The organism is Oceanococcus sp. HetDA_MAG_MS8 (assembly GCA_019192445.1).
Taxonomy (GTDB): Bacteria; Pseudomonadota; Gammaproteobacteria; order Nevskiales; family Oceanococcaceae; genus MS8.
Genome location: JAHCMK010000007.1, coordinates 138,413 through 160,918, shown reverse-complemented (window position 1 = coordinate 160,918; position 22,506 = coordinate 138,413). Strand labels below are relative to the sequence as shown.

The 22,506-nt window shown below is 58.2% G+C and carries 22 protein-coding genes; 10 read left to right on the top strand and 12 right to left on the bottom strand.

Annotated elements, in window-relative coordinates:
• Positions 1-240: 240 nt before the first annotated feature.
• Both KI787_12860 and KI787_12855 read left to right on the top strand, forming a co-directional pair.
• Positions 241-1,872, top strand: a complete 1,632-nt coding sequence (locus KI787_12860; GenBank protein MBV6630844.1) for a nitrite/sulfite reductase — start codon at positions 241-243, stop codon at positions 1,870-1,872.
• A complete protein-coding gene (locus KI787_12855; protein MBV6630843.1) occupies positions 1,865-2,323 on the top strand; it encodes a DUF934 domain-containing protein in 459 nt (152 codons plus the stop codon). The genes KI787_12860 and KI787_12855 overlap by 8 nt, the downstream gene beginning before the upstream one ends.
• A 94-nt stretch (positions 2,324-2,417) precedes the next feature.
• On the opposite strand, the gene serS is transcribed toward KI787_12855, so the two are convergent.
• From serS to KI787_12830, 5 genes are all read right to left on the bottom strand, one after another.
• On the bottom strand, positions 2,418-3,698 hold the full coding sequence (gene serS, locus KI787_12850) for a serine--tRNA ligase (GenBank protein MBV6630842.1): 1,281 nt from the start codon (positions 3,696-3,698) through the stop codon (positions 2,418-2,420).
• Positions 3,699-3,755: 57 nt separating this feature from the next.
• On the bottom strand, positions 3,756-4,118 hold the full coding sequence (locus tag KI787_12845; GenBank protein MBV6630841.1) for a CrcB family protein: 363 nt from the start codon (positions 4,116-4,118) through the stop codon (positions 3,756-3,758).
• Positions 4,115-4,399 carry a VanZ family protein gene (locus tag KI787_12840; GenBank protein MBV6630840.1) on the bottom strand — a complete coding sequence of 95 codons (285 nt, stop codon included), beginning with the start codon at positions 4,397-4,399 and terminating at the stop codon, positions 4,115-4,117. Before KI787_12840 ends, KI787_12845 begins: the two co-directional genes overlap by 4 nt.
• Before the next feature lie 62 nt (positions 4,400-4,461).
• Positions 4,462-5,064 carry an outer-membrane lipoprotein carrier protein LolA gene (locus tag KI787_12835; GenBank protein ID MBV6630839.1) on the bottom strand — a complete coding sequence of 201 codons (603 nt, stop codon included), beginning with the start codon at positions 5,062-5,064 and terminating at the stop codon, positions 4,462-4,464.
• 8 nt (positions 5,065-5,072) lie between these two features.
• Complete coding sequence (locus KI787_12830) at positions 5,073-7,445, bottom strand: DNA translocase FtsK 4TM domain-containing protein (GenBank protein MBV6630838.1); 2,373 nt, start codon at positions 7,443-7,445, stop codon at positions 5,073-5,075.
• Between the two features lie 175 nt (positions 7,446-7,620).
• Here KI787_12830 and KI787_12825 point away from each other — a divergent pair, with 175 nt between their 5' ends.
• The 3 genes from KI787_12825 (at position 7,621) to infA (ending at position 9,106) form a co-directional block, all read left to right on the top strand.
• Complete coding sequence (locus tag KI787_12825) at positions 7,621-7,962, top strand: hypothetical protein (GenBank protein MBV6630837.1); 342 nt, start codon at positions 7,621-7,623, stop codon at positions 7,960-7,962.
• Between the two features lie 81 nt (positions 7,963-8,043).
• Positions 8,044-8,826 (top strand): leucyl/phenylalanyl-tRNA--protein transferase, encoded by a 783-nt coding sequence (aat, locus tag KI787_12820; GenBank protein MBV6630836.1) that lies wholly within the window; start codon positions 8,044-8,046, stop codon positions 8,824-8,826.
• Positions 8,827-8,887: 61 nt separating this feature from the next.
• Positions 8,888-9,106 carry a translation initiation factor IF-1 gene (infA, locus tag KI787_12815; GenBank protein ID MBV6630835.1) on the top strand — a complete coding sequence of 73 codons (219 nt, stop codon included), beginning with the start codon at positions 8,888-8,890 and terminating at the stop codon, positions 9,104-9,106.
• Between the two features lie 467 nt (positions 9,107-9,573).
• On the opposite strand, the gene clpA is transcribed toward infA, so the two are convergent.
• Together clpA and clpS are read right to left on the bottom strand one after the other, a co-directional pair.
• Positions 9,574-11,844, bottom strand: a complete 2,271-nt coding sequence (gene clpA, locus KI787_12810; protein MBV6630834.1) for an ATP-dependent Clp protease ATP-binding subunit ClpA — start codon at positions 11,842-11,844, stop codon at positions 9,574-9,576.
• Complete coding sequence (gene clpS / locus KI787_12805; GenBank protein MBV6630833.1) at positions 11,844-12,164, bottom strand: ATP-dependent Clp protease adapter ClpS; 321 nt, start codon at positions 12,162-12,164, stop codon at positions 11,844-11,846. Before clpS ends, clpA begins: the two co-directional genes overlap by 1 nt.
• Before the next feature lie 331 nt (positions 12,165-12,495).
• Between clpS and gspC the strand changes: the two genes are divergently transcribed.
• The 4 genes from gspC to gspF are packed head-to-tail and all read left to right on the top strand — an operon-like array spanning position 12,496 to position 18,214.
• Entirely contained in the window at positions 12,496-13,284 is a 789-nt protein-coding gene (gspC, locus tag KI787_12800) for a type II secretion system protein GspC (protein ID MBV6630832.1), read from the top strand.
• Entirely contained in the window at positions 13,281-15,467 is a 2,187-nt protein-coding gene (gspD, locus tag KI787_12795) for a type II secretion system secretin GspD (GenBank protein ID MBV6630831.1), read from the top strand. Before gspC ends, gspD begins: the two co-directional genes overlap by 4 nt.
• 20 nt (positions 15,468-15,487) lie before the next feature.
• On the top strand, positions 15,488-16,990 hold the full coding sequence (gene gspE / locus KI787_12790) for a type II secretion system ATPase GspE (protein MBV6630830.1): 1,503 nt from the start codon (positions 15,488-15,490) through the stop codon (positions 16,988-16,990).
• A gap of 6 nt (positions 16,991-16,996) precedes the next feature.
• Positions 16,997-18,214, top strand: a complete 1,218-nt coding sequence (gene gspF, locus KI787_12785; protein ID MBV6630829.1) for a type II secretion system inner membrane protein GspF — start codon at positions 16,997-16,999, stop codon at positions 18,212-18,214.
• A gap of 35 nt (positions 18,215-18,249) precedes the next feature.
• On the opposite strand, the gene plsX is transcribed toward gspF, so the two are convergent.
• The 3 genes from plsX to KI787_12770 form a co-directional block, all read right to left on the bottom strand.
• Positions 18,250-19,269: a phosphate acyltransferase PlsX gene (gene plsX, locus KI787_12780; GenBank protein MBV6630828.1), complete on the bottom strand. Its 1,020-nt coding sequence runs from the start codon at positions 19,267-19,269 to the stop codon at positions 18,250-18,252.
• A gap of 190 nt (positions 19,270-19,459) precedes the next feature.
• Positions 19,460-19,663 (bottom strand): 50S ribosomal protein L32, encoded by a 204-nt coding sequence (rpmF, locus tag KI787_12775; GenBank protein MBV6630827.1) that lies wholly within the window; start codon positions 19,661-19,663, stop codon positions 19,460-19,462.
• 96 nt (positions 19,664-19,759) lie between these two features.
• Complete coding sequence (locus tag KI787_12770; GenBank protein ID MBV6630826.1) at positions 19,760-20,224, bottom strand: hypothetical protein; 465 nt, start codon at positions 20,222-20,224, stop codon at positions 19,760-19,762.
• Between KI787_12770 and maf the strand changes: the two genes are divergently transcribed.
• A complete protein-coding gene (gene maf / locus KI787_12765) occupies positions 20,205-20,804 on the top strand; it encodes a septum formation protein Maf (protein MBV6630825.1) in 600 nt (199 codons plus the stop codon). The two genes, KI787_12770 and maf, sit on opposite strands and share 20 nt — an antisense overlap.
• A 42-nt stretch (positions 20,805-20,846) precedes the next feature.
• Here maf and KI787_12760 read toward each other — a convergent pair whose 3' ends face one another.
• Both KI787_12760 and KI787_12755 read right to left on the bottom strand, forming a co-directional pair.
• Entirely contained in the window at positions 20,847-21,509 is a 663-nt protein-coding gene (locus KI787_12760) for an HAD-IA family hydrolase (GenBank protein MBV6630824.1), read from the bottom strand.
• 9 nt (positions 21,510-21,518) lie between these two features.
• Positions 21,519-22,391 (bottom strand): RluA family pseudouridine synthase, encoded by an 873-nt coding sequence (locus tag KI787_12755; GenBank protein MBV6630823.1) that lies wholly within the window; start codon positions 22,389-22,391, stop codon positions 21,519-21,521.
• Positions 22,392-22,506: the final 115 nt, after the last annotated feature.

Sequence of the window (22,506 nt, the reverse complement as noted above, 5' to 3'; positions counted from 1 at the left end):
TCAGACGATTTGAGGGGCTCATATATGCAACGAACTTCTGTTAAGGGACACTAGGAAGATGCTGAAGAAATCCGCGAGCGAAGCAAGGTGGAGTGCCGTCACATTGCTGTGCCAAGGCTTCGGTCACCGGTAGAACTTTCTGCAATTTTGTTCTTCTATTTGCTTTTTTCAATAACACCCAGGAATAAGAAAGCGTAGAATTGCGGTTCTGCCGACCGAAATACTACGAGTGCCGATCGCATGTATCAGTACGACGCGCTAGACCACGAACTGGTGCAGAGCCGAGTTCGTCAGTTTGCCGATCAAACCCGCCGCTTTCTCGCTGGTGAACTCAGTGAAGAGCAGTACCGTCCGCTGCGCCTGCAAAATGGACTGTACAAACAGCGCTTTGCACCCATGCTGCGGGTGGCCATTCCCTATGGCACCTTGTCTAGCGAGCAATTGCGGGAGTTGGCGCAAATCGCGGAAGACTTCGACAAGGGCTATGGGCACTTCACCACCCGGCAGAACATCCAGTTCAACTGGCCGCGGCTAGAGGACGTTCCTGCGATTTTGGACCGTTTATCGACGGTGGAGATGCACGCCATCCAAACCAGTGGCAACTGTATTCGGAACATTAGCTCCGATGTGTATGCTGGCGTCGCCCCGGATGAATGGATGGACCCGCGCCCTTGGTGTGAGTTGTTGCGCCAGTGGAGCACGCTACACCCAGAATTCGCCTACCTGCCTAGGAAATTCAAGATTGCGGTGAGCGCGGCGACACAGGATCGCGCGGCGACCTATGTCCATGACATCGGCTTACAAATTCATGCAGTCGATGGCGCACCTCGTTTTCGGGTGATCGTCGGTGGCGGCTTGGGCCGCACACCAGTTCTGGGCACTGTCATCCGAGAGGCCTTGGAACCTTACGACCTGCGCGCCTATTGCGAAGCCATCTTGCGTGTGTATAACCGCCTTGGCCGGCGTGACAACAAGTACAAAGCGCGGATCAAAATCCTCGTCAAAGAAACGGGCGCCGCTATCTTCAGCGAGCTGGTGGAGGCCGAGTTCAAGAATCTGCAGGGCGGCGAGCTGCAGATTAGCGATGCGGAAATCGCGCATTACAGCAGCTTTTTCCCGCGCCCGGACTACGCCACCGCCGAGGCCGCGCCGGTAACCGAAGCCGCAGCCCCACCGACCAGCTGGATCAGCCAGAACGTCAAGGCCCATCAGCAAAAAGGCTGGCGTAGCGTTGTGGTCAGCTTAAAGGCTCCTGATGAACCGCCGGGTGATGCCAGCGCCGAGCAAATGCGCACTGTGGCGCTACTCGCGGAGCGTTACGGTTTTGGTGAAATTCGGGTTAGTCACGAGCAGAACTTAATCCTTCCAGATATTCGCGCCGTTGATGTTCCGGCTGTGTATGCCGCACTCCAGCAGGCGGGCTTAGCAACAGCGAATGCTGGGCTGGCGACCGATGTGATCTGCTGCCCAGGCTTAGATTTTTGCTCCTTAGCCAATGCCTCATCCATCAGCGTAGCCAGAGAGCTCAATGAGTTGCTGGACGACCAAGACGAACTGGAAGGCCTAGGCGAACTGCGTCTGAACATGAGTGGCTGCATGAACGGTTGCGGCCATCACAGCGTAGGCCATATCGGCATTCTGGGCGTGGATAAAAAAGGCGAAGAGTGGTACCAAATTTCGCTGGGTGGCAGCTCCAAGAACGATGCCTCACTGGGCGACCGACTGGGCGCTGCTCTATCTCGCGCAGATATTGTTCCGGCTATTGGCCGCCTGCTTGAGCGTTACCGAGAGCTGCGCAGCGGCGACGAAACCTTCTTGGACACCTACCGCCGGGTTGGGATTGCAGCCTTCAAGGAGGCGGTGTATGTCTGATGTCATCAATGCCCAAGGTCAACTCCTTGATCCGGACCCTTGGGCGGAATTTGAGCGTCAGAGCTTGGATGACTGGGCCGAGCTGAACGGACCAACGGTTTTGCGCCTGGCCCATGACCTGGATGCGGCCAGCATTCCTCAATCCGTGCTCGACACTGCCGCCGGCATTGAACTGGAATTTCCCGCGTTTAGCGACGGCCGCGCTTATTCCCAGGCGCGCAAGCTGCGTGAGCGCGGTGTTCGCCTAGGCATTCGAGCCACGGGGGACGTACTTGCCGACCAATTGCTCTACATGCGCCGTTGCGGCTTCGACAGCTTTGCATTGGCTGCGGGGCAGTCCTTGGATACGGCCTTGCAATGCCTGGCCGCCTTCAAGGTCGCAGCGCAACCTAGCTTCGACGATCAAGGCTTAAAGCAGCGGCGTACATTCGCGCGCGGCGGCGCTGCTTAAACACCCCCCAAACTCGAGCGCCGACGCAGCTCCGAGCTGAGGAGTTCTGCCACTCTGCCTCCGTCGCGAGGCAGAATGGCAGGCCTAAGCTGTCTTAAGCTGCGCTGGGCACCAGCTGGGTTGCTCCCCCCATGTAGGGCACCAAGGCGGCGGGCAAATTCACGCTGCCATCGGGCTGCTGTCCGTTTTCCAATATCGCCACCAAGGTACGGCCCACGGCCAAACCTGAGCCATTCAAAGTGTGCACCAAGCTTGGTTTGGCTCCAGCCGTATCCCGGCTGCGGGCTTGCATGCGCCGAGCCTGAAAGTCCAAAAAGTTCGAACAGGAACTAATCTCTCGGTAGGTGTTTTGCGAGGGCAGCCAAACCTCCAAATCGTAGGTTTTTGCGCTAGCAAAGCCCAGGTCGCCCGCGGCCAGAGCCATGACCCTGTAGGGCAGCTCCAGAGCCTGCAACACGGCTTCGGCATGCCCGGTCAGCGCTTCTAACGCCTGCCATGAGTCAGCCGCTGGCACCACCTGGACCAGCTCAACTTTTTCGAACTGATGCTGGCGAATCATCCCTCGGGTGTCACGCCCATGGGACCCGGCCTCGGAACGAAAACAGGGTGTGTGACACACCATCTTTCGGGGCAGGCTATCTGCCGCCAAAATGCTATCCCGAAACAGATTGGTCACGGGCACTTCGGCAGTCGGGGCCAAATACCACTCAGTATCGGCCAATTGGAACAGGTCTTCGGAAAACTTCGGCAACTGTCCTGTCCCGCGCAAGCTATCCGCATTCACAATATAGGGAACGTAAACCTCTTCGTAGCCGTGCTGGCTGGTATGCATATCCAGCATGAACTGAGTGAGCGCCCGGTGCAGACGCGCCAAAGAGCCGCGCAGAACGCTAAAGCGGGCTCCAGTGATCTTCGCTGCCGCCTCGAAATCCATACCACCGAGAGCCGCCCCCAGATCAACGTGGTCCCGTGGGTCCGCGATGGCCTTTGGCTCACCCCAGTGACGCACTTCAACGTTATCGTCTTCAGACAGGCCGTCGGGCACGCTGGCATCGGGGAGGTTCGGCAGCCCGGCGCTGAAGTCCTGCATTTGCGTGGAGACGCTTTCAAAGGCCTGCTTGGCAGCTTCTAATGCCTCGCCCAAACGCCCTACCTGGGCCAATATCGGCGCTACATCTTCGCCCTTGGCCTTAGCTTGGCCAATACTCTTGCTAAGGCGGTTGCGCTCGGCCTGAAGCTCTTCAGCCTTTACCTGCGCCTGCTTGCGCTGTTGCTCCAGTTGGGACCAAGCGTCCAAATCAAATTGGACACCACGTCGAGCCAGGGCCTTGGCAACGGCTTGGGGGTCACGGCGCAGAATTTGCGGATCGAGCATGAGTTGCGGTTGTCAGTCATTCAGGGCGGCTGATTGTAGCCCTGACGGCGGGTGCTTTCAGGTGGAGCGCGTCCACCACAGACCCAAAGCACAGGCAGCCAAGGATAAAACCAACGTCCCCAGGGCATACAGCAGGGCACTGCTGAACTTGCCCGCCTGCAGCAGGCGCAGCACATCTAGACTATGGCTGGAGTAAGTCGTGAAGCCGCCAAGCAGGCCTACGCCCAGAGCATTCCAAAGCAACATAGAGCTGTGTTGGCGGCTTAGCAAATACCCCCACAGCAACCCTATAGCCAGGCTGCCTAGGGCGTTAATGCCGAGGGTGGCATAGGGGCCCATCATTGGCCCCAGCCAGCGCAACATCATCGCGCGTAGCAAAGTGCCGCCGGCGCCCCCCAAAGCCACACCCCACCAGTTCATACAAGATCCTGCCGGGTGTGTTGCTGCGAACGCCACAACCAGGTGAAGCCCAGGCTCAATCCAACTCCCATAGCATTCGCCAGCACATCCATGGCATCAACTGCACGGTAGCTGGTGAATCCCTGCGCCCCTTCAAGCAACACGGAATACAGCACAATGCCCATGGCCAATGAAGTGGACACGGGGCGACGCGCCAGCCAAAGCTGGGTCAAAGCGGCGTAGGCCAGCAAATGCTCAAGCTTGTCCATCCAGGGCCAAGGGCTGACGATGGTCTCAGGCATTGGCGCCAACATCAGCCAGGCGAGCGAGAGGCTTGCCAAGCCGGGCAGCCACCAGCGCAGAATCAAGGCGCTGCGCGTTGGTCGACCACCGTGGTCTCGGGGCCAACTTGGGGAAAGCGGGGGTCCACCTTCGCATCCGGGATCTGAAGATCTGTAAGGCGCACCCGCGTGGTTTGCCCTAGAGCATCCACCAATTCGATTTCAGCGGGAACTTGCGCTCCCATCCGCACACGCAGCTGGGTGAACATGCTTTGCTCGCCCTGAGGCTCCCAGCGTAACCACTGTTCGCCCTCAGCCTGGACCGGCCAATCGACATTGTCGTCCAGCAATATGCCTAATGGGGTATCCGCGACGACCTGGTCGGCATCACGAACAGTCACCTGAGCCAGTTCAGGGTCCCAGTGCCAGACCAACACGCCATTACTCCCGAACTCGGCAACAAAAGGCTGCTGGTAGCGCCAAACAAAACGATTTGGCGGCAGAATTTGTAGCCGCCCGGACTGGGTCTCTACGGCTTGGCCATCCTCGGTGAGTAGGCTTTGCTCAAACGCTAGGCTGAACGGCTCATCAATCGCACGAAAAGCCTGCAACCTCGCCAAACTGTCGGCTGCACTCACCGTCGTACTGGTGCTGAGGGCCAAGCAAAACATGAGGATCTTGTACATATCCTTACTCACATTTCCGGTGGGGGTGGAGCCAAGACCTCACGCTGCCCCCGATCGTTCACTGCACTGACCACACCAGCGCTTTCCATGTCCTCGATCATGCGTGCAGCGCGGTTATAACCAACTTTAAGTTTGCGCTGCACCCAGGAAATGGAGGCTTTGCGAGTTTCGGTGACAATCTTCACCGCCTCGTCATACAGCGGGTCCATTTCGCTGTCGCTCTCACCGTCTCCGCCGCTGGGTTCTCCAGGCAAGCTCACAGCTGCCCCGTCGAGAATCTCATCAATGTACTCGGCAGGAGCCACCTGCTTAAGGTACTCAACGGCCTTGTGCACTTCGTGATCATCCACGAAACAACCATGAACCCGTTTGGCCACCGGGGTTCCCGAGGTCATGAGCATATCGCCGTGACCCAGCAAAGCCTCGGCCCCATTTGTATCCATAATCACGCGGCTATCTAGCTTTGAAGCGACCCGCATACCAATCCGGGTGGGGATATTGGCTTTGATCAAACCGGTCAGCACATCGGTAGATGGGCGCTGGGTTGCCAGAATGAGGTGCATACCAGCCGCACGGGCTTTTTGCGCCAGCCTGGCAATCAATTCTTCGACCTTCTTGCCCACGACCATCATGAGATCGGCCAGCTCATCCACGATGACCACGATATAGGGCATGTTCTCGAGCTCTGGCGGCGGTGCCTGGTCGTCCAGCTCTTCGTTGGGCTTATACAAAGGGTCTTTGAGCGGCTCGCCAGCATCCCGCGCTTCTTTAATCTTGCGGTTCAAGCCAACAATGTTGCGCACGCCCAGAGCCGACATCAATCGATAACGGCGCTCCATTTCAGCCACACACCAACGAAGTGCATTGGCAGCATCCTTCATATCGGTAACAACCGGTGCCAGCAAATGCGGTATCCCCTCGTAGACCGACAACTCCAACATTTTGGGATCGATCATCAGGAGGCGCACATCTTCAGCCGTGGCCCGATACAAGATGCTCAGAATCATGGCATTGATGGCCACTGACTTCCCGGAACCTGTGGTCCCGGCCACCAACAGGTGAGGCATTCTTGCCAAGTCAGCGGTCACCGCGCCACCAGCAATGTCTTTACCCAGCGCCAGCGTAAGAGCGGACTTTGCGTTTTGGTAAGAGTTGGACTCCAGAATCGCGCGCAGCGAAACCACCTCACGCTGTTTGTTGGGTATTTCCAGACCCACTACGGATTTGCCAGGGATCACCTCAACAACGCGGATACTCACCATCGATAGTGCGCGGGCAAGATCCATAGCCAGCCCGGAAATCCGGCTAGCTTTCACCCCTGGCGCGGGCTGTAACTCAAAACGCGTAATCACCGGCCCCGGTTCAACGTGCACCACCTTGGCTTGTACACCGTAGTCGGCCAAATGCTGCTCAATGTCCTCAGACATCTGCTCTAGTTCAGACCGACTCCAGGTGTCCACCGGCCCGCTAGCGAGATCCAGAATCTCCATGGGAGGCAGTGGATCACCGGTGAAGGCTGGGACCTCTGCTCCACCACCGCTGGCAATAGGCAGACTGAGCTGCCCCTGAGCCTCCGCCGATTTGGATTTGGCCTTGCTCTTAGGCCTGCTCTTGCTTGGCTTGTCCGCTTTGGCCGCCCCAGCTCCCGGCAGCACATCGAGCACGGGTGCCAACTTGCTCGGCGTCTTCTTAGGATTGGCAGGGGTGATGGCTGTGCTCACCACCGCAGGGCGCCGCGACTTCGCCTTTGCTCTGGCCTCCCTAGCCTGCTGCCAGCGTCGCTGCAGACCTTGCGCAGCAGCGTAGACCATTAGCACTCGGTGGCCAGTAGCGTCGATGAGTCGCAGCCAACTGAAGTGCAATGCCAGGGGTGCACAAGCGACAAGCAGAGCCAACAGCATCACGGTGGCGCCCATGGGGTTGAGAATGAGCGTGAATACTTCCGCCAAAGCAGCACCCAGAATGCCTCCCGGCCCCTGTGGCAGCAGCTGCGCGCCTATTCGCGTATGCAAACTGGCCAGAGCACAGGCCCCAAGCAGCAAAACTACGGCCGCGCACCAACGCAGCCAAGGCCAGCGCAACACGGCGCCATCCTGCCTGTAGAGCTGGATACCTGCACCCAAAATGCACCAAGGCACCACATAGGCCACCCAGCCCAGGGCACTGAGTAACAAATCGGCCAACCAGGCTCCCGCCCAACCCATAAGGTTGTCAGGGCGATGCCAGCCTTCACTCTGCGCAAAACCGGGATCACTGCGCTGGTAGCTCAGCAAAGCCACCAACAAAATCACCGCCACGCCCGCGCACAGCAGCAGCATGGCTTCTCTCAGCCCGCGTTGCCACCACCGCCCTACGGCTGGCGCTGCGCTGGTGTTTGTCATCGCCTCAATCCCATCATCTTGTGTTTTCTTGGCCAAAAACTTGCATCAGGCCACATGATATTGAAGTATACCGGTAGGTGAGCGCGGGCCCATGCCGCACTTGAATGGCATCGCTTCTAACCCCATAACCAACAGAGGCAACCGTTGTTGCACTGGTTTTAAAGGAACGCAGAACATGCTGCACGTCTCACACTTTTTATTTACGCCGCAAGGCGGAATCGAAGAAGTTCCCACCGATATCGCCGCAGATGTCGCCTCTGGCGAGCGTCCATTGCCAGAGTATTCTGCGCATCGCCTGCGCTACCTGCAGGTCATCGTTGACCAACAGGATAAAGACGCCGACGTACAAGTACGCACCGCCGGCGCCCTGGTTCACTTTGATGATCAAGGCCACCTGAAAGAAGCTGGCATTGCCATGGGCGAACGCGACGGTATCAGTCGCTTTGAACATGACACTGCTGTTGAGCTCGCCCTGGATGGTCTGTTCCGCAAACAAGAAATTCGCAATTGCCACTAAAGCCTTGATACAGCCGGGGGGCGTACTGTGGCAGCGTCCGGCGCGCGCTCCGTGCAGCACTGACGGAGAGCGCCGGGGCTGATGGATGCCCGCTCGCATTTTGTTTGGCTCGATCAAAGCCAGACGCGCCCGCATTTCCCCGACCCACAGCTGGCAATGCGCGAACCCAATGGCCTACTCGCGGCCGGCGGCAACCTGAGCCCAGCTTGGCTGTTGGCCGCCTACGAGCAAGGAATATTCCCGTGGTTCTCGCCTGGCGAGCCTATACTGTGGTGGTCTCCTGACCCTCGCGCTGTATTGCCTTGTGGGCAACTCCACCGCAGTCAAAAACTCCAGCGTAAGCTCCGACAAGAGCGTTTCGCCGCCACATGGAACTTGGCATTTACCGAGGTACTGCGCCACTGCTCCAGAGCCAATGATCCCGACCAGGGCATATGGCTGGGTCCGCAAATGCAGCAGGCTTACACCGAACTGCACCGTTTAGGCCATGCCCACAGTGTGGAAATTTGGATTGACCAAACGCTGGCGGGCGCCGTTTATGGAGTTCGGCGCGGCCCGGTTTTCTTCGCCGAATCGATGGTTTCCTTGCGCAGCGATGGCTCTAAGTTGGCGCTTTGCGCACTCGAAGATGTGCTGCTGAGTCTGGGCGTAAACCTCATTGACGCACAAATCCCATCTGCACATTTAGCCAGGATGGGGTTCGAAAGTTGGGCCCGCGGGCGATTCCTGAGTGCGCTCCGTTCGCGCCTCACCACCGCGCGTGTGCGCGAGCCCGCAGCTGGCATCCGCCGACGCTGGTTGGCCGGAAACGTGGACCATCTTCCCAACGACCATGGCTTACAAACCACCCGTGGACGTCAATAGGCATTTGATTTTGCAGCCCCTAAAGCCGATAATTTGTTGCTAACTTCAATATTTAACGTGCATGCCTAAGGAAGATCTGATCGAGATGGAAGGTAAGGTGATTGACACCCTGCCTAACACTACATTCCGTGTCGAATTGGAAAACGGTCACACCGTGACTGCTCACATTTCAGGACGTATGCGCAAGCATTACATCCGCATTCTCACGGGTGATACCGTCACTGTTCAGCTCACACCATACGACCTGAGCAAAGGCCGCATCACCTACCGCGGACGTTGAAGGCAGCGCTGACTCGCGCACCGTAGCCTTCACAACTAGTCTCCAGACATTGAGCCGCTTTTGCGGTGATCATCGCCGTGTTGGTGACCCTTTGACGGCTTCACGATACGGCCACTAACGATTTCTAAAGACCTTGGCTAGGACGCCGTGATAGCGACGTGATGGGTCGGTGTTGCTCTACCAACTCGGTTGACGCTTACATGCTGTTTCCACTCCGCATCAGTGGGGAACGGCTTTGAGTCGTTAGCGAGTATTTTCACCACATTCTTCAGAAGCGGAGCTGAGCGTTTGGCGGCCCGAGTCAGGTGCACCCAGCACCTGCGTTGGTGGGGTCTCTGGGGACGGCCCTATCGTCCCTCTTCTCCTGCAGCGCCTACCGTCCTTGTGCGCCTTCTGCGACTCATAGGGGCGGGGTGATCACCCGGCAACATGGCCTCGATTCATGCTGCCGGGAGCCCCATGGCCAGTTAACCGACGGTGCTCGCCTCTTCTGGCTCAACGATTTCCAATGACAATTGGTTATCTTTCACGCGCGCCTGTACTCGGCCGCCTTGGGCTAACTTGCCGAACAGCAACTCATCAGCCAGCGGCCGCTTCACCCGCTCTTGGATAAGTCTGGCCATGGGACGTGCGCCTAAGGCTGGGTCATAACCCTCTTTGGCCAACCAGTCTCGGGCTTCATCGTCTACATCGAGCATCACGCGTTTGGCTTCCAAGGTGACTTCAAGCTGCATCAACAGCTTGTCCACGATGGAGCGTACAACCGCATGATCCAGGTGAGAAAATGGCACGATCGAATCCAGACGGTTGCGGAACTCCGGTGTAAACATCTTCTTCACCGCTTCCATACCGTCGGTGGTGTGGTCTTGGGTGGTAAACCCGATAGACGGCCGATCCATTTCAGCCGCGCCCGCATTGGTCGTCATCACCAAAATGATGTTGCGGAAGTCCGACTTACGGCCGTTGTTATCGGTAAGCGTGCCGTGATCCATGACTTGCAATAGCAAGTTGAAGATTTCTGGATGAGCCTTCTCGATTTCGTCTAGCAAGAGCACGGCGTGCGGGTGCTTATTCACTGCTTCAGTCAAGAGGCCACCCTGGTCGTAGCCCACATAGCCGGGAGGCGCGCCAATTAACCGCGACACTGCGTGGCGCTCCATGTACTCGCTCATATCAAAGCGCAGTAACTCCACGCCCAGAAGATTAGCGAGCTGGCGCGTCACTTCCGTTTTGCCCACACCGGTGGGGCCAGCGAAGAGGAAGTTGGCAATAGGCCGCTCAGGGTTACCCAAGCCACTGCGGGACAGTTTAATGGCCGCAGCCAACATACCGATGGCCTCATCCTGACCAAAGATCTGGAGTTTCAGATCACGCTCCAAGGTCCGCAGAGCGGCCTTGTCGTCGATAGACACACTCCGTGGCGGAATGCGGGCAATGCGCGCCACGATATCTTCGATATCTTTGGCTTGCACCGTCTTACGCCGTTTGTTCGCTGGCAGCAAGCGCAACGCTGCACCCACTTCATCCATCACATCGATGGCCTTGTCCGGTAACTGACGATCGTTGATGTGGCGATCAGCCAATTCGGCAGCGCTTTCCAAGGAGGCGCGCGTGTACTTCACCTGGTGATGTTCTTCGTACCGGGTCTTGAGACCTTCCAAAATGGCGACGGTATCCGCCACGCTGGGCTCCGTTACATCGATTTTTTGGAAACGACGCGCCAGGGCGTGATCCTTTTCGAAAATTCCGCGGAACTCTGCGTAGGTGGTAGAGCCCATGCACTTCAGCTTGCCATCGGACAATGCCGGCTTGAGCAGGTTCGAGGCGTCCATCACGCCGCCGGAGGCAGACCCGGCGCCAATAATGGTGTGGATCTCGTCAATGAATAACACCGCCCATGGCTGTGCTTCCAGCTCCTTCAGAACGCCCTTCAGACGCTTCTCGAAATCCCCGCGATATTTGGTGCCAGCGACTAAGCCTCCCAGATCCAAGGCGTATACCACTGCATTTTCCAGCAGTTCCGGCACTTGTCCGTCAATAATCCGTCGCGCCAATCCTTCGGCGATGGCGGTCTTACCAACGCCGGCCTCACCCACCAACAAGGGATTGTTTTTGCGTCGCCGGCACAAGGTTTGGATCACCCGTGTCAATTCTTGGTCGCGCCCAATCAGAGGATCAATCAGCCCCTCAGCGGCGCGTTTGTTGAGATTGACAGCGTACTGCGCCAAAGCCGATGGTGCGGCTTCTTCTGAGCCGCTGGCTTCTTCACTCTCTGGGGCTTCTGAACTATCCGCGTCATCATCTTTGGAGATGCCATGGGATATGTAATTGACCACGTCTAACCGCGCTATTCCCTGCTCGGCAAGCAGATACACGGCGTGACTGTCGCGTTCGGCGAACAAAGCAACCAGCACATTCAGGGGACGCACATCTTTCTTGCCCGCCGCTTGCACGTGATACACCGCGCGCTGCAGTACACGCTGAAAACCGACAGTGGGCTGTACTTCGTACTCACCATCTTCATTCTTTTCCGCGGTGGGCACATTCGTGAGCAGGAATTGCTCGAGATCCTTGCCCAGCCGGTCTAGGTTCGCACCAACGGCACGCAACACGCCGGTCACTTCAGCGTCGTCCAGCAACGCTAGCAGCAGATGCTCGACCGTCAGCAGCTCGTGACCGCTGCGCCGGGCCTGCACGAAGGCCGCATCTAGGGCTTTCTGTAATTCTTGGCTTAACATCAGGCGCGCTCCATAGTGCTCATCAAAGGGTGCTGGTGATCGCGTGCATACTTATTGACCTGGCTCACTTTGGTTTCGGCGATTTCCGCCGTGTAAGTCCCAGCGGTGGCCCGGCCATTGGTATGCACTTCCATCATCAACTGCACTGCCGACTCATGTGGCAGACGAAAGAACTTTTGCAGTACATGCACGACGAATTCCATCGGCGTGTAATCGTCGTTAAGCAGCACCACCTGATACAGCGGTGGGGGTTGAACCTTGCGCCGTTCTTTTTCAACAACAGCGCCATCATCCGGTTGGTTTTGTCGGGGGTCGGTCATGATCCTATTCTAGGCACGAAATCCATCGCGTTGCGACAACCTACGACCACGATCGCACAGGACACGTTCAAATGTATTGCGCAACTCAATGGTGGGCAGGCAATGCCAGTGCTGCTCAGTCAATTTTTACGTCGACGCAGCATGGCGTGGATGCAATACGGCGCGCCCAGTCGCTGCCGCCCCAGGCCTAAACATGAGAAACTAAGGGCCTAACTGCGAACGAATTGTCGTGTCTAGTCACCTACCGCCTCTGGTTTTGCGGGGATTGAACCTTGCCCCGCGTGTGTTCAGTCTCGCGCTGCTCGGACTTATAGGTCTGGAGTTAGCGCGCGTGACCTGGCTACTCCTGCCTGAAGGCCCGGCGTGGACACCACCCACCCCGAGCTCCACGGCAGCCCAGCCTGCGGCTCAGGCTGGATTCTCTTTGGACGAGCTGCTTGCCGCTGAACTCTTCGGCCCCTATCGGCCACAGGCCCAACCGGAGGCCGCCGAGCTCGACCCCGAAGACGCTCCGGATACCAAGCTAAGGTTGACCCTACGCGGCATAGTCGCGGCGGAGACCGCACAGGACTCTCGCGCACTCATTGAGTCTAATCCGAACGATTTAGAGCCCTACTCCATCGGTATGGCCATACCTGGCGGCGCAACTCTGCATGCCATCTACCCCGATCGTGTGCTACTGCGCCGCGCCGGGCGGCTAGAAACTCTGCGCCTGGAAAAAGATGAACCTCGCGATCCCAATGCGGTAGTCGCCCTGCCACCGACCTCGCGCGGCAGCGCCGCCAACGTGTTGGATTACGAAACTGCGCAGAAGCTCAGCAATATCCGCAGCGAGCTCCTACAAGACCCCACCAAGGCATCGCAGTACATGCGCATGCAACCCGCCAGACGCAATGGGCAGCTAGTGGGCTATCGCATTTACCCCGGACGCAATCGGGAACTCTTTCGCGAAGTGGGCCTGCGCCCTGGCGACATCATCACCAGTGTCAATGGTGTGGAACTGAACAACCCCAGCCGCAGTCTGCAGCTGCTGGGTGATCTGTCTCAGGCCAACAACATTGACCTGACTGTCGAGCGCGCAGGCAACTTACAAAACTACTCGGTAACGCTGAATCCATGATCTTGTCGACCACCTTGCGCCGGCTGTGCTGGGCGCTGGCTTTGAGCATCCCGCTGCAAGTCGCCGCCCAAAATAGCGGCGGTACTACTTTGAACCTCAAAGACGCAGACATCGCCTCTTTGATCACAACGGTGAGTGACCTTACGGGCACCAATTTCATTGTCGACCCGAGGGTGAAAGGCAAGGTGACGGTGCTGTCCTCGGCGCCGATGTCTCCGGAGGAGCTGTACAGCGTTTTCCTGGCCGTACTCCAGGTGCATGGCTTTGCTGCGGTGCCGGCCGGCCCGGTGACGAAAATCGTGCCGGAAGTGGGCGCCAAACAAGACGGCGGCAGTTACTTCGAGTTTGACGGCCTAGCCGAAGACGAGATCGTGACCCGTGTGGTGGAGATTGCGAATGTGCCGGCAGCGCAGCTGGTACCTATCTTGCGGCCCTTGGTCCCGCAATATGGGCACTTGGCAGCCTACTCTCCCTCCAACATGCTGATCATTTCGGACCGGGCCGCCAACGTTGCGCGCCTCACCCAAATCATCGAGCGCATTGACCGCAGCAGCAACTCCGAGCTGGAAGTCATTCGTCTGGAATATGCCTCCGCTACGGATGTGGAGCGCCTGGTACAAGGCCTATATCAAGGCAATAAAGCGGCTGCTCAGGCCGCAGGTCAAGATCCTGTGGTGGTCTTGGCCGATGAGCGCACGAACTCTATTTTGGTGTCCGGCGACCCCTCCCAACGCGTCGCCATCCGTGCCTTAGTCGCCCACTTAGATATCCCGCTGGATGAAGATGGCGACACCCAAGTGATTTACCTGTCCTTCGCCAACTCAGAAACGCTGGCTCCCATTCTCGAGGGTTATGTCGAGTCCCAGCAACAAGGCCAGGCCGGCGGTCAGGGCGGACAGGCAGCTGCAGGTAACCGCGGCGGCAGTCGCATGCCCGGCACGCGCATCGTTGCTGAGCCCGATATCAACGCTCTGGTCATCACGGCGCCGCCCAAAATCATGCGTGGCCTTAAGTCCGTCATCGCCCAGTTGGACATTCGTCGCTCTCAGGTGCTGGTGGAAGCTATTCTCGCCGAAATATCCGTCAACAAAGCCCGTCAGCTAGGCGTGGACTGGGCGGTGTTCAACGATGAACAAGTGGCTGCAGCCGGCATATTGGATCAATCCGTCATCGGCGGCCTCGGAGGCGCTTTGGGCGGCCAGGGAGGCTCAGCGGCAGCTCTCAGCCTCGTACGCCAAGGCCTCAATATTGCCGGCGGGCGCGAAAACAGCAACGGGACGACTTTTGGCGTATTGCTGCGGGCCTTAAGCTCCGACGGCGACACCAACGTGCTGAGCACGCCCTCCGTCGTCACCATGGATAACGAAGAGGCCGAGATTTCCGTAGGACAGGAAGTCCCCTTCCTAACTGGCTCCTTTTCCAATGCCGGCGGTCAGGTGGGGGCGGTCAACCCCTTCCAAACCATTGAACGGCGTGATGTCGGCCTCACCCTCGCTATTACGCCGCAAATCAACGCCGGCGATAACATCCAGCTGGAGATCCGCCAGGAATCCTCTGATGTGGTCGCGGGTGGCGGCGGCGGCGCCGTTGACTTGGTCACCAACAAGCGCACCCTCAACACCACTGTGATGGTCGACGACGGAGATATTTTGGTGTTGGGTGGCCTGATTAATGACAACGTCAACCAAACCGAGCAAAAAATCCCCATTCTCGGAGATATACCGCTGATCGGAGCCCTGTTCCGATCCACCTCGGTGAACAGGGACAAGCAGAATCTGATGATCTTCATTCGCCCCACGATACTGCGTGACCGCGCTACAGCCAGCTTCCACACCAACCGCAAGTATCGCTACATGCGCAATGTGCAGCGCCAGGCCAATGAAGAAGGCACGCGCTTGTTCTGGAACGATAATGGTCCGCAGCTCAATCCTTTGGAAGAGATGATCCGCCCCAAAGTGTTGGAGACCCTCCCTGGAGCCAATGGTGAGAGCAGTCAACAAGACACCTCACCTGTGACCCAGCCTCAGGCCAAGCCCGCGAACCAAGCCCTGCAGTTGGATACTCAACTGCGTAGCGACAAGCGCGTTCTGAGCACCGAGCCAGTACTCGATGAACCGGCCGGCCGCGTCGACGCAGAAGCCCCCGCAGAACGTAAGAAGATGGGCCGAGGCCACCTCCGCTAATGAACAATGAAGCCGTAGAGATGCCCGTAGAGGACGCACCAGAGACTCCGCTCCGGTTGCCGAACTTTGCCTTTTCTAAACGGCATGGTGTGTTGGTACTGCCTGCTGAAGAAGACCAGCCACTCAGAATTTTGCACCGCCCGCAGCCAGCGCTGGCCAGCTTATTGGAAATCCAACGCTTGTTGGACGGCCATTTGCCGCCCATGCGGGAGGTGAGTGCGGAGGAGTTTGATCGCGAACTACAACGGCGCTTCGAAAATGACTCCAGCCAAACCATGCAGGCGATGCAAGGCTTGGATGATGATGCCGACCTTAGCTCCGCGGCTGAAGCCTTAGCTGAGCCACAGGATCTGCTGGAGTCGGATGATGATGCCCCCATCATTCGCCTGATCAACGCCATGCTCTCTGAGGCTGTGAAAGAAAACGCCTCAGACATCCATATAGAGCCTTTTGAGAACCGGCTGGTTATTCGCTTTCGGGTCGATGGCGTACTGCGCCAGGTCCTCGCCCCGCAGCGCGCCTTGATCCCTTTGATTATTTCGCGCATTAAGGTGATGGCCAAGCTCGACATTGCTGAAAAGCGCATCCCTCAGGACGGCCGCATTTCCATCAAGATCGCCGGCCGGCCTGTCGACGTTCGTGTCTCCACGATTCCGTCCGGACACGGCGAGCGCGTTGTATTGCGATTACTGGATAAGCAAGCCGGTCGCTTGGACTTAGGCCACCTCGGCATGGGCGAGCAGCAACTTGCCACCATGCAGGAGCTCATCAAGAAGCCTCACGGAATTATTTTGGTCACCGGGCCCACGGGCTCGGGAAAAACCACGACCTTGTATGCCGGCCTCACCAGCCTGAACGACAACAGTCGCAATATCCTCACCGTCGAGGACCCCATCGAATATTACCTGGACGGCATTGGCCAAACCCAGGTCAACACCAAGGTCGATATGACCTTTGCCCGAGGCCTCCGAGCAATTCTGCGCCAAGACCCAGACGTGGTGATGGTCGGTGAGATTCGCGACCTGGAAACCGCAGATATTGCGGTACAAGCCTCGCTGACCGGCCACTTGGTGTTGTCTACCCTGCACACCAACACTGCCGTCGGCGCGGTTGCCCGCTTGCGTGATATGGGAGTGGAGCCCTTCCTCATGGCCTCCAGCCTCATCGGCCTTATTGCTCAGCGCCTGGTGCGCACGCTTTGCCCGCATTGCCGCACACCCCATAGCCCGGATGAAACCGAGCGCAAGCTACTCGATCTTCCGGATGATTTCGATGGGCATATTTATCAGCCCGCGGGCTGTGATAAGTGCCGCCATAACGGCTATGTGGGACGAATTGGCATCCACGAGGTGATTGCCGTGGACGAACAAATGCGCACTATGATTCATGAAGGAGCCTCAGAGCAGGCCCTAGAAAAATATGCGCGCACGCAAGGGCCGGGCATTCGCGCTGAAGGTCGGCGCAAGGTCTTGGCCGGCATGACCACGCTAGAAGAAGTTCTACGCGTGACCCGCGAAGACTAAGTTCCCATGGCCGCCTTCAGTTATTCCGCCCTTGATAGCCGGGGGCGCAAGAAAAAGGGTTTGTTGGAGGGCGACACCGCTAAGGCAGTTCGCGGCCAACTTCGGGATAAGGGGCTCACACCGCTAGAAGTCACTGAGGTCGCCAAGGCCGAACAAGGACGCAGTGGCGGCGGATTTCGCTTCGAGCGCGGTCTACCGGCGACGACTGTGGCCTTATTCACTCGTCAGCTTGCCACCTTAGTTCGCTCCGGCCTCCCCCTGGAAGAGGCCTTGTCCACCGCTGCGGAACAAATGGAAGGCCGACGGGTACAAGCCGTTGTGATGGGGATTCGCGCACGCGTTACTGAAGGCCACACCCTGGCCTCGGCGCTTCGCGACTACAAACACATCTTCAACGAGATGTACTGCGCCACCGTGGAATCTGGGGAGTCTTCAGGGCGACTGGACATGGTCCTTGAGCGGCTGGCCGAATATGTAGAGCGGCGTCAGGAGCTACAAAAGAAAATCTTCGCGGCACTGTCCTACCCGGTTATTTTGGTCTTCGCCTCTATTGCGATTGTGTCTTTCCTGCTGGCCAGCGTGGTGCCTCAGGTTGTGGGAGTATTCGCCAGCCTTGATGCTGAACTCCCGCCACTGACCAAAGCCATGATCGCAGCCTCAGACGGCTTGCGTGAAAACTGGGTTGTGCTGGTGAGCCTTGTCGCGCTTTTCGTGGTGGGCTGGTCAATGGCGATGCGCCGCCCCCATCTCAAGAACCGCTGGCATCGGGCCAAACTACGCATTCCCATGATTGGCAAATTGGAACGCGGCGTGAACGCCGGACGCTTTACCCGTACCTTCAGCATGCTCGTCAATAGCGGTGTTCCAGTGCTTGAAGCAATGCAGATATGTGCGCGCGTTGTCTCTAACTTACCAATGCGTGATGCCGTGGAAACGGCTGCCGGGAAAGTGCGCGAAGGTGCTGGCATTGCTCGTTCTTTGGGTGAGTCCAAGCTCTTCCCGCCAATCACTCTCAATCTGATCGCCAACGGTGAGTCCTCTGGCGAGCTCGATGAGATGCTAGAACGCGCTGCGCATAACCAAGAGCTCGAGGTGGACACCCTTATCAATGCCGTCATGGGAGTATTGGGCCCACTGCTGATTATGGGTATGGCAGGCATTGTGTTGACCATCGTACTGGCCATCATGCTGCCAATCTTCGATATGAATCAGCTTGTCCGCTAGAAAGTCCGCGAGGCGCGCACATTAGCGCGGTCGCGTTATCGCTGGTGCAGGCCCTCTTCCTCACCCAGCATGGCGGCAATACGTTGGGGCAAATCATCGCCAACGGCTCTGGCCGCCATATGAATAGAATTCGCAAAGGCCTTAGCGTCTGCACCACCATGGGATTTAATCACCACACCGCGCAGGCCAACCAGGCTGGCTCCGTTGTAACGACCGGGGTCCATATCGCGCCGCAGACTCCGCAGTACAGGCGCACTTAGCGCCGCACTCAGCCGTCCATACCAGCTGCGCATGAACGCCGTACGAATCCGCTGGCCGAGTAGTCTTGCAAGCCCCTCGCTGGACTTGAGCATCACATTGCCGGTGAAGCCATCACAAACCACGACATCGACCGAGCCTGCGTAAATATCGTCACCCTCGACAAAACCGGCGTAGTTCAACGCCGAATCTGCGCGGATAAGTTGATCGGCAGCCTTGACCACACTATTGCCTTTGACGGCCTCACTGCCGATGTTCAACAGGCCAATACGAGGATGAGGCAAACCGCTGAGCGCCACGCAGGCTGCGCTGCCCATGCGAGCAAACTGCAAGAGTTGCTCCGCGGATGTTTCCGCATTCGCCCCCAGATCTAGCAAGTAGGTACGATCCCGCGCCGAGGGCAAGGCGGCCATGATGGCAGGCCGATCTATGCCTGGAATCATCTTAAGCACGAAACGCGCCGTTGCCATCCAGGCACCGGTGTTGCCCGCGCTCACTGCGGCCCCCGCGCGGCCCTCCTTGACGCAGTTCAGAGCCACTCGCATTGAAGAGTCTTTTTTACTGCGCAGGGCCTGCGCTGGCTCTTCATCCATCGCCACCACTTCGCTGGCTTCTACCAGCTCAAGCTGCGACATATGGGCCATACCCGCGGAAGAAAGCAGCGGCTCTAGCAAAGCCGTCTTGCCGACCAACAGCAAGCGCAGATCGGGGTCGTGCGCCAAGGCCAGTTTGCAGGCCTGGACTACGGTTGGAGCACCGTTGTCTCCCCCCATTGCGTCCACTGCGACGATCGGCATAGACCCCTCCTTCAAAAACGCCGGCTCAAAGGCCGGCGTTATGGTCGTGTAGCGACATGTACAACGCTGAGCAGCGGCTAGGGCCTGCCAGGCAGGTGGCACTGTGCCCTAAAGACAAGTGGCGCTAAGACTACTTGTCTAATCCGTACCTACGATATCGTTAGCCGTGGCCGCGACTGTCGGACGAAGCTTAGGCCTCGTCGTCGCTGAAATCTGCAACCTGTGGCGGCACGATGACCTGCCGACCACGGTAGAAGCCGTCTTTGGTGACATGGTGACGACGGTGGGTTTCGCCGGTGGTTTGATCTACCGACAAGGTGGCGCCGGTCAGGGCGTCGTGTGAACGACGCATGTCACGCTTGGAGCGAGTCTTGCGGTTTTGTTGAACAGCCATGGTTTAACTCTGCAATTGTTCTGCGGTGATGTTGGTGCTGGCAGGGCACGCAGACCGCGTGCCATGGGCGTTGGTAAACCCGGTATTTTAGGGCGTTCACTCAGGCTCTTGCAAATCGCATTGCGTATGTCGTGGGAAATCCGGTAAGGCCAAGCTCAGCTCGGTTGTCACCAAGGCACGCAATTGCACCTTTTCATCAGCAATTTCCCACTGAGCTTGAGGGTCTTTAGGGTCCTCTTCCGGGGTGATGAGCACGTGTTGGTCCAACTCGGCGCTCCAGTTAACCAGCTCGCCACAACGCTGACACGGCAGTTGCGCCTCAGCCTGCAGCGCCACATCAAGCAGCCAGCGCCCTCGCGGGGCCTTCTGCACTGTGAGTTCTAGCGGCAGGCTCTGAGGCCACTGCGCACCGGGCACCCAAGCCTGAATCTCAGAGCCAATAGGAAACTCCCCAGAAAAAGCCCAACCCTCATGCAGATGGGATTCAGCGACCCATTGGGGCAATATGTGGCGCTTGGCAGACATCACCTCGTCCTTATTCATGGCTGATTCGTCGCTCATTCTCGCATCCAGCTCGATCTATAGACAGCGGCAGCTAGCGCAGCTCGGCCTGAGCTTTGTGGCGCACTCGCCGAAAACGAAGGAGGATCTACGGCCCGGTGAAACCCCGCATGATCGCGCCCTACGTCTCTCACAAGAGAAAGCTCAAAGCCTGCGCCAAGATCATCCACAGGCCTGGATTTTAGGCTCAGATCAAGTGTGTAGTTGTGCAGGCCAAATCCTGCGCAAACCTGGCAGCCTCAGCAAGCAGCAACAGCATCTGCAGCATTTGGCCGGCAAAGAGGTGAGTTTTCACACTGCTGTCGCTCTGTGCGGCCCGCAGGGCGAATTGGAAGCGCGGGAGGTGCTCACTCTGGCGCGCATGCGCTCCTTAGCTACCGCGGAGATTACCGCTTATGTGGAGCGCGAGCCGGCAGCTGATTGCGCTGGCGGGTTTAAGGTTGAAGGCCTGGGAATTAGATTATTCGACTGGATACGCAGCGATGACCCTACGGCACTAGTCGGCTTACCACTGATTGCCTGCGGCCAGCTCATTCGACAATATTTGCCGCAGCTCTGGACGCGGTTCGCGGCGGCTTAGTTCGCCCGAGCCCTACTCAGAGCTTCGCCTCCCGCTGGGGCCTTATTGAAAATGCTGATCGATGGCTTGGGGTAGCCCGGACAAGTCATCGAGCACACTCAAAGCGCCATGGTCATGTAGCTCTTGCGCTTCATGCACGCCCCAACTCACGCCTACAGCCGCACAGCCGAACTGCGCCGCCATCTGCATATCGTAGGTGGTGTCACCCACCATCAATATCTGATCGGGCTCGACACATAGCCGCAAACTTAGTTGTTCCAACATGAGGGGGTTGGGTTTACTCGCCGACTCATCCGCCGTTCGCGTGTCTTTAAACAAGCGTCCCCAGGGCACGTTGGCCAAAGCCCGGTCCAGCCCTGCGCGAGATTTCCCGGTTGCGACGGCGAGCACATGACCGGACTCATGCAAATTCGCCAAAACTTGGTCTACGCCAGCGAAGGGCTGTCCGAATACCCGCATCGGCCGTCCGCGGTGATGCTCGCGGTAACGGGCCATCAGGGTCTGAAGATCCGCCGTACTGAGCTCCGGGAATATTTGCGCAAAAGCTTCAGCCAAACCCAAACCAATGGCCCGCCGCATGGTTTGCTCGGATGGCAAGGGCACCCCCAAACTCTGACTGGCTTGGCGCATAGAGGCCACGATATCCGCCGCTGAATCCACCAAAGTTCCATCCCAGTCGAAGACGATGACCTCAGGGCTGCGCATGGTTCTACCTTATTCAAAAAGGGGGAAGTCGCCCCATTCTGCCGGAAGTGACGCCGTGGCGTGGAGCTCCTGACCCTGCCAAACCCCCTGCAGGCGCCAGGCGTGTAGCGCTAGTCGCGGGCGCCCCTGAGCTTGCAAGCGCCGATCAGAACTGCGACTGCCGTAGCGATCATCACCGATCAAAGGCAGGCCCCGAGATGCGGCTTGGACCCGAATTTGGTGCATACGCCCTGTCTCCAGCTGCAGCTCGATTTCGGCCCAACCAGCGTGCTGAACCCGTAATCGCGCCTGCAGCCGCGCGAGTTTCCCCTGCCCCGGCGGCACGCATTCAACGCGGCCGCCGGCACCACGCTCGAGGTGATCCTCCCATAGCTGTGTTTTGGGCCCCTGCCAGCTGCCATGAACCAAAGCGCGGTAGGTCTTGGTCCAATCTGCTTCAGTGAAGGCCTGCATGCCTGCACGCCCCTCCACCACAGCCAAGCAGCCACTGGTCGCTCGATCCAAGCGATGCGCAGGTTGCCAGGATTTACCCCAGACAGCGTGCGCCAATTCCACCAAGCTCCAGCGCACACCGGTACCCGGCTGACTCGCCCAACCACTGGGCTTGTTTACGATCTTCAGGCCAACGCTCTCTGCGACTAGTGCTTGTCGCAGCTGCGCCAACATTCCCTCTGGTGGCTGCGCCGCGGTTGTGTTCACCGATTCGGTGATGGGGGGTATGCGCACCTCGTCTCCCTCGGCCAGTCGAGTCAATGGTTTGGCACGCCCCTTATTGACGCGAACCTCGCCTTTACGGATCAAGCGATATATCCGGGTACGCGGCAGGCCCAACTCGCGTAACAGGAAATTATCCAAGCGTTGTCCGTCCTTATCGGCACTCACCTGCACGCGCCTGACACCAAAATTCCGAGCTTGCCTGTCCTGTGGCACAATAAAGCGTCCTGAAAAAAGGATTAACGCGCGAAAGGGATGAGAGCAAGGCCCGTCGCTGCGTTGA

Coding starts and splice junctions, on each gene's coding strand:
- KI787_12825 (MBV6630837.1), top strand. CDS start 7,621: ATGCTGCACGTCTCACACTTTTTATTTACGCCGCAAGGCGGAATCGAA.
- KI787_12760 (MBV6630824.1), bottom strand. CDS start 21,509: ATGCGCAGCCCTGAGGTCATCGTCTTCGACTGGGATGGAACTTTGGTG.
- KI787_12845 (MBV6630841.1), bottom strand. CDS start 4,118: ATGAACTGGTGGGGTGTGGCTTTGGGGGGCGCCGGCGGCACTTTGCTA.
- plsX (MBV6630828.1), bottom strand. CDS start 19,269: ATGCCGATCGTCGCAGTGGACGCAATGGGGGGAGACAACGGTGCTCCA.
- gspD (MBV6630831.1), top strand. CDS start 13,281: ATGATCTTGTCGACCACCTTGCGCCGGCTGTGCTGGGCGCTGGCTTTG.
- KI787_12860 (MBV6630844.1), top strand. CDS start 241: ATGTATCAGTACGACGCGCTAGACCACGAACTGGTGCAGAGCCGAGTT.
- clpS (MBV6630833.1), bottom strand. CDS start 12,164: ATGACCGACCCCCGACAAAACCAACCGGATGATGGCGCTGTTGTTGAA.
- KI787_12835 (MBV6630839.1), bottom strand. CDS start 5,064: ATGTACAAGATCCTCATGTTTTGCTTGGCCCTCAGCACCAGTACGACG.
- KI787_12770 (MBV6630826.1), bottom strand. CDS start 20,224: ATGAGCGACGAATCAGCCATGAATAAGGACGAGGTGATGTCTGCCAAG.
- gspF (MBV6630829.1), top strand. CDS start 16,997: ATGGCCGCCTTCAGTTATTCCGCCCTTGATAGCCGGGGGCGCAAGAAA.
- KI787_12855 (MBV6630843.1), top strand. CDS start 1,865: ATGTCTGATGTCATCAATGCCCAAGGTCAACTCCTTGATCCGGACCCT.
- gspE (MBV6630830.1), top strand. CDS start 15,488: ATGCCCGTAGAGGACGCACCAGAGACTCCGCTCCGGTTGCCGAACTTT.
- clpA (MBV6630834.1), bottom strand. CDS start 11,844: ATGTTAAGCCAAGAATTACAGAAAGCCCTAGATGCGGCCTTCGTGCAG.
- infA (MBV6630835.1), top strand. CDS start 8,888: ATGCCTAAGGAAGATCTGATCGAGATGGAAGGTAAGGTGATTGACACC.
- maf (MBV6630825.1), top strand. CDS start 20,205: ATGGCTGATTCGTCGCTCATTCTCGCATCCAGCTCGATCTATAGACAG.
- KI787_12840 (MBV6630840.1), bottom strand. CDS start 4,399: ATGCCTGAGACCATCGTCAGCCCTTGGCCCTGGATGGACAAGCTTGAG.
- rpmF (MBV6630827.1), bottom strand. CDS start 19,663: ATGGCTGTTCAACAAAACCGCAAGACTCGCTCCAAGCGTGACATGCGT.
- KI787_12830 (MBV6630838.1), bottom strand. CDS start 7,445: ATGACAAACACCAGCGCAGCGCCAGCCGTAGGGCGGTGGTGGCAACGC.
- serS (MBV6630842.1), bottom strand. CDS start 3,698: ATGCTCGATCCGCAAATTCTGCGCCGTGACCCCCAAGCCGTTGCCAAG.
- aat (MBV6630836.1), top strand. CDS start 8,044: ATGGATGCCCGCTCGCATTTTGTTTGGCTCGATCAAAGCCAGACGCGC.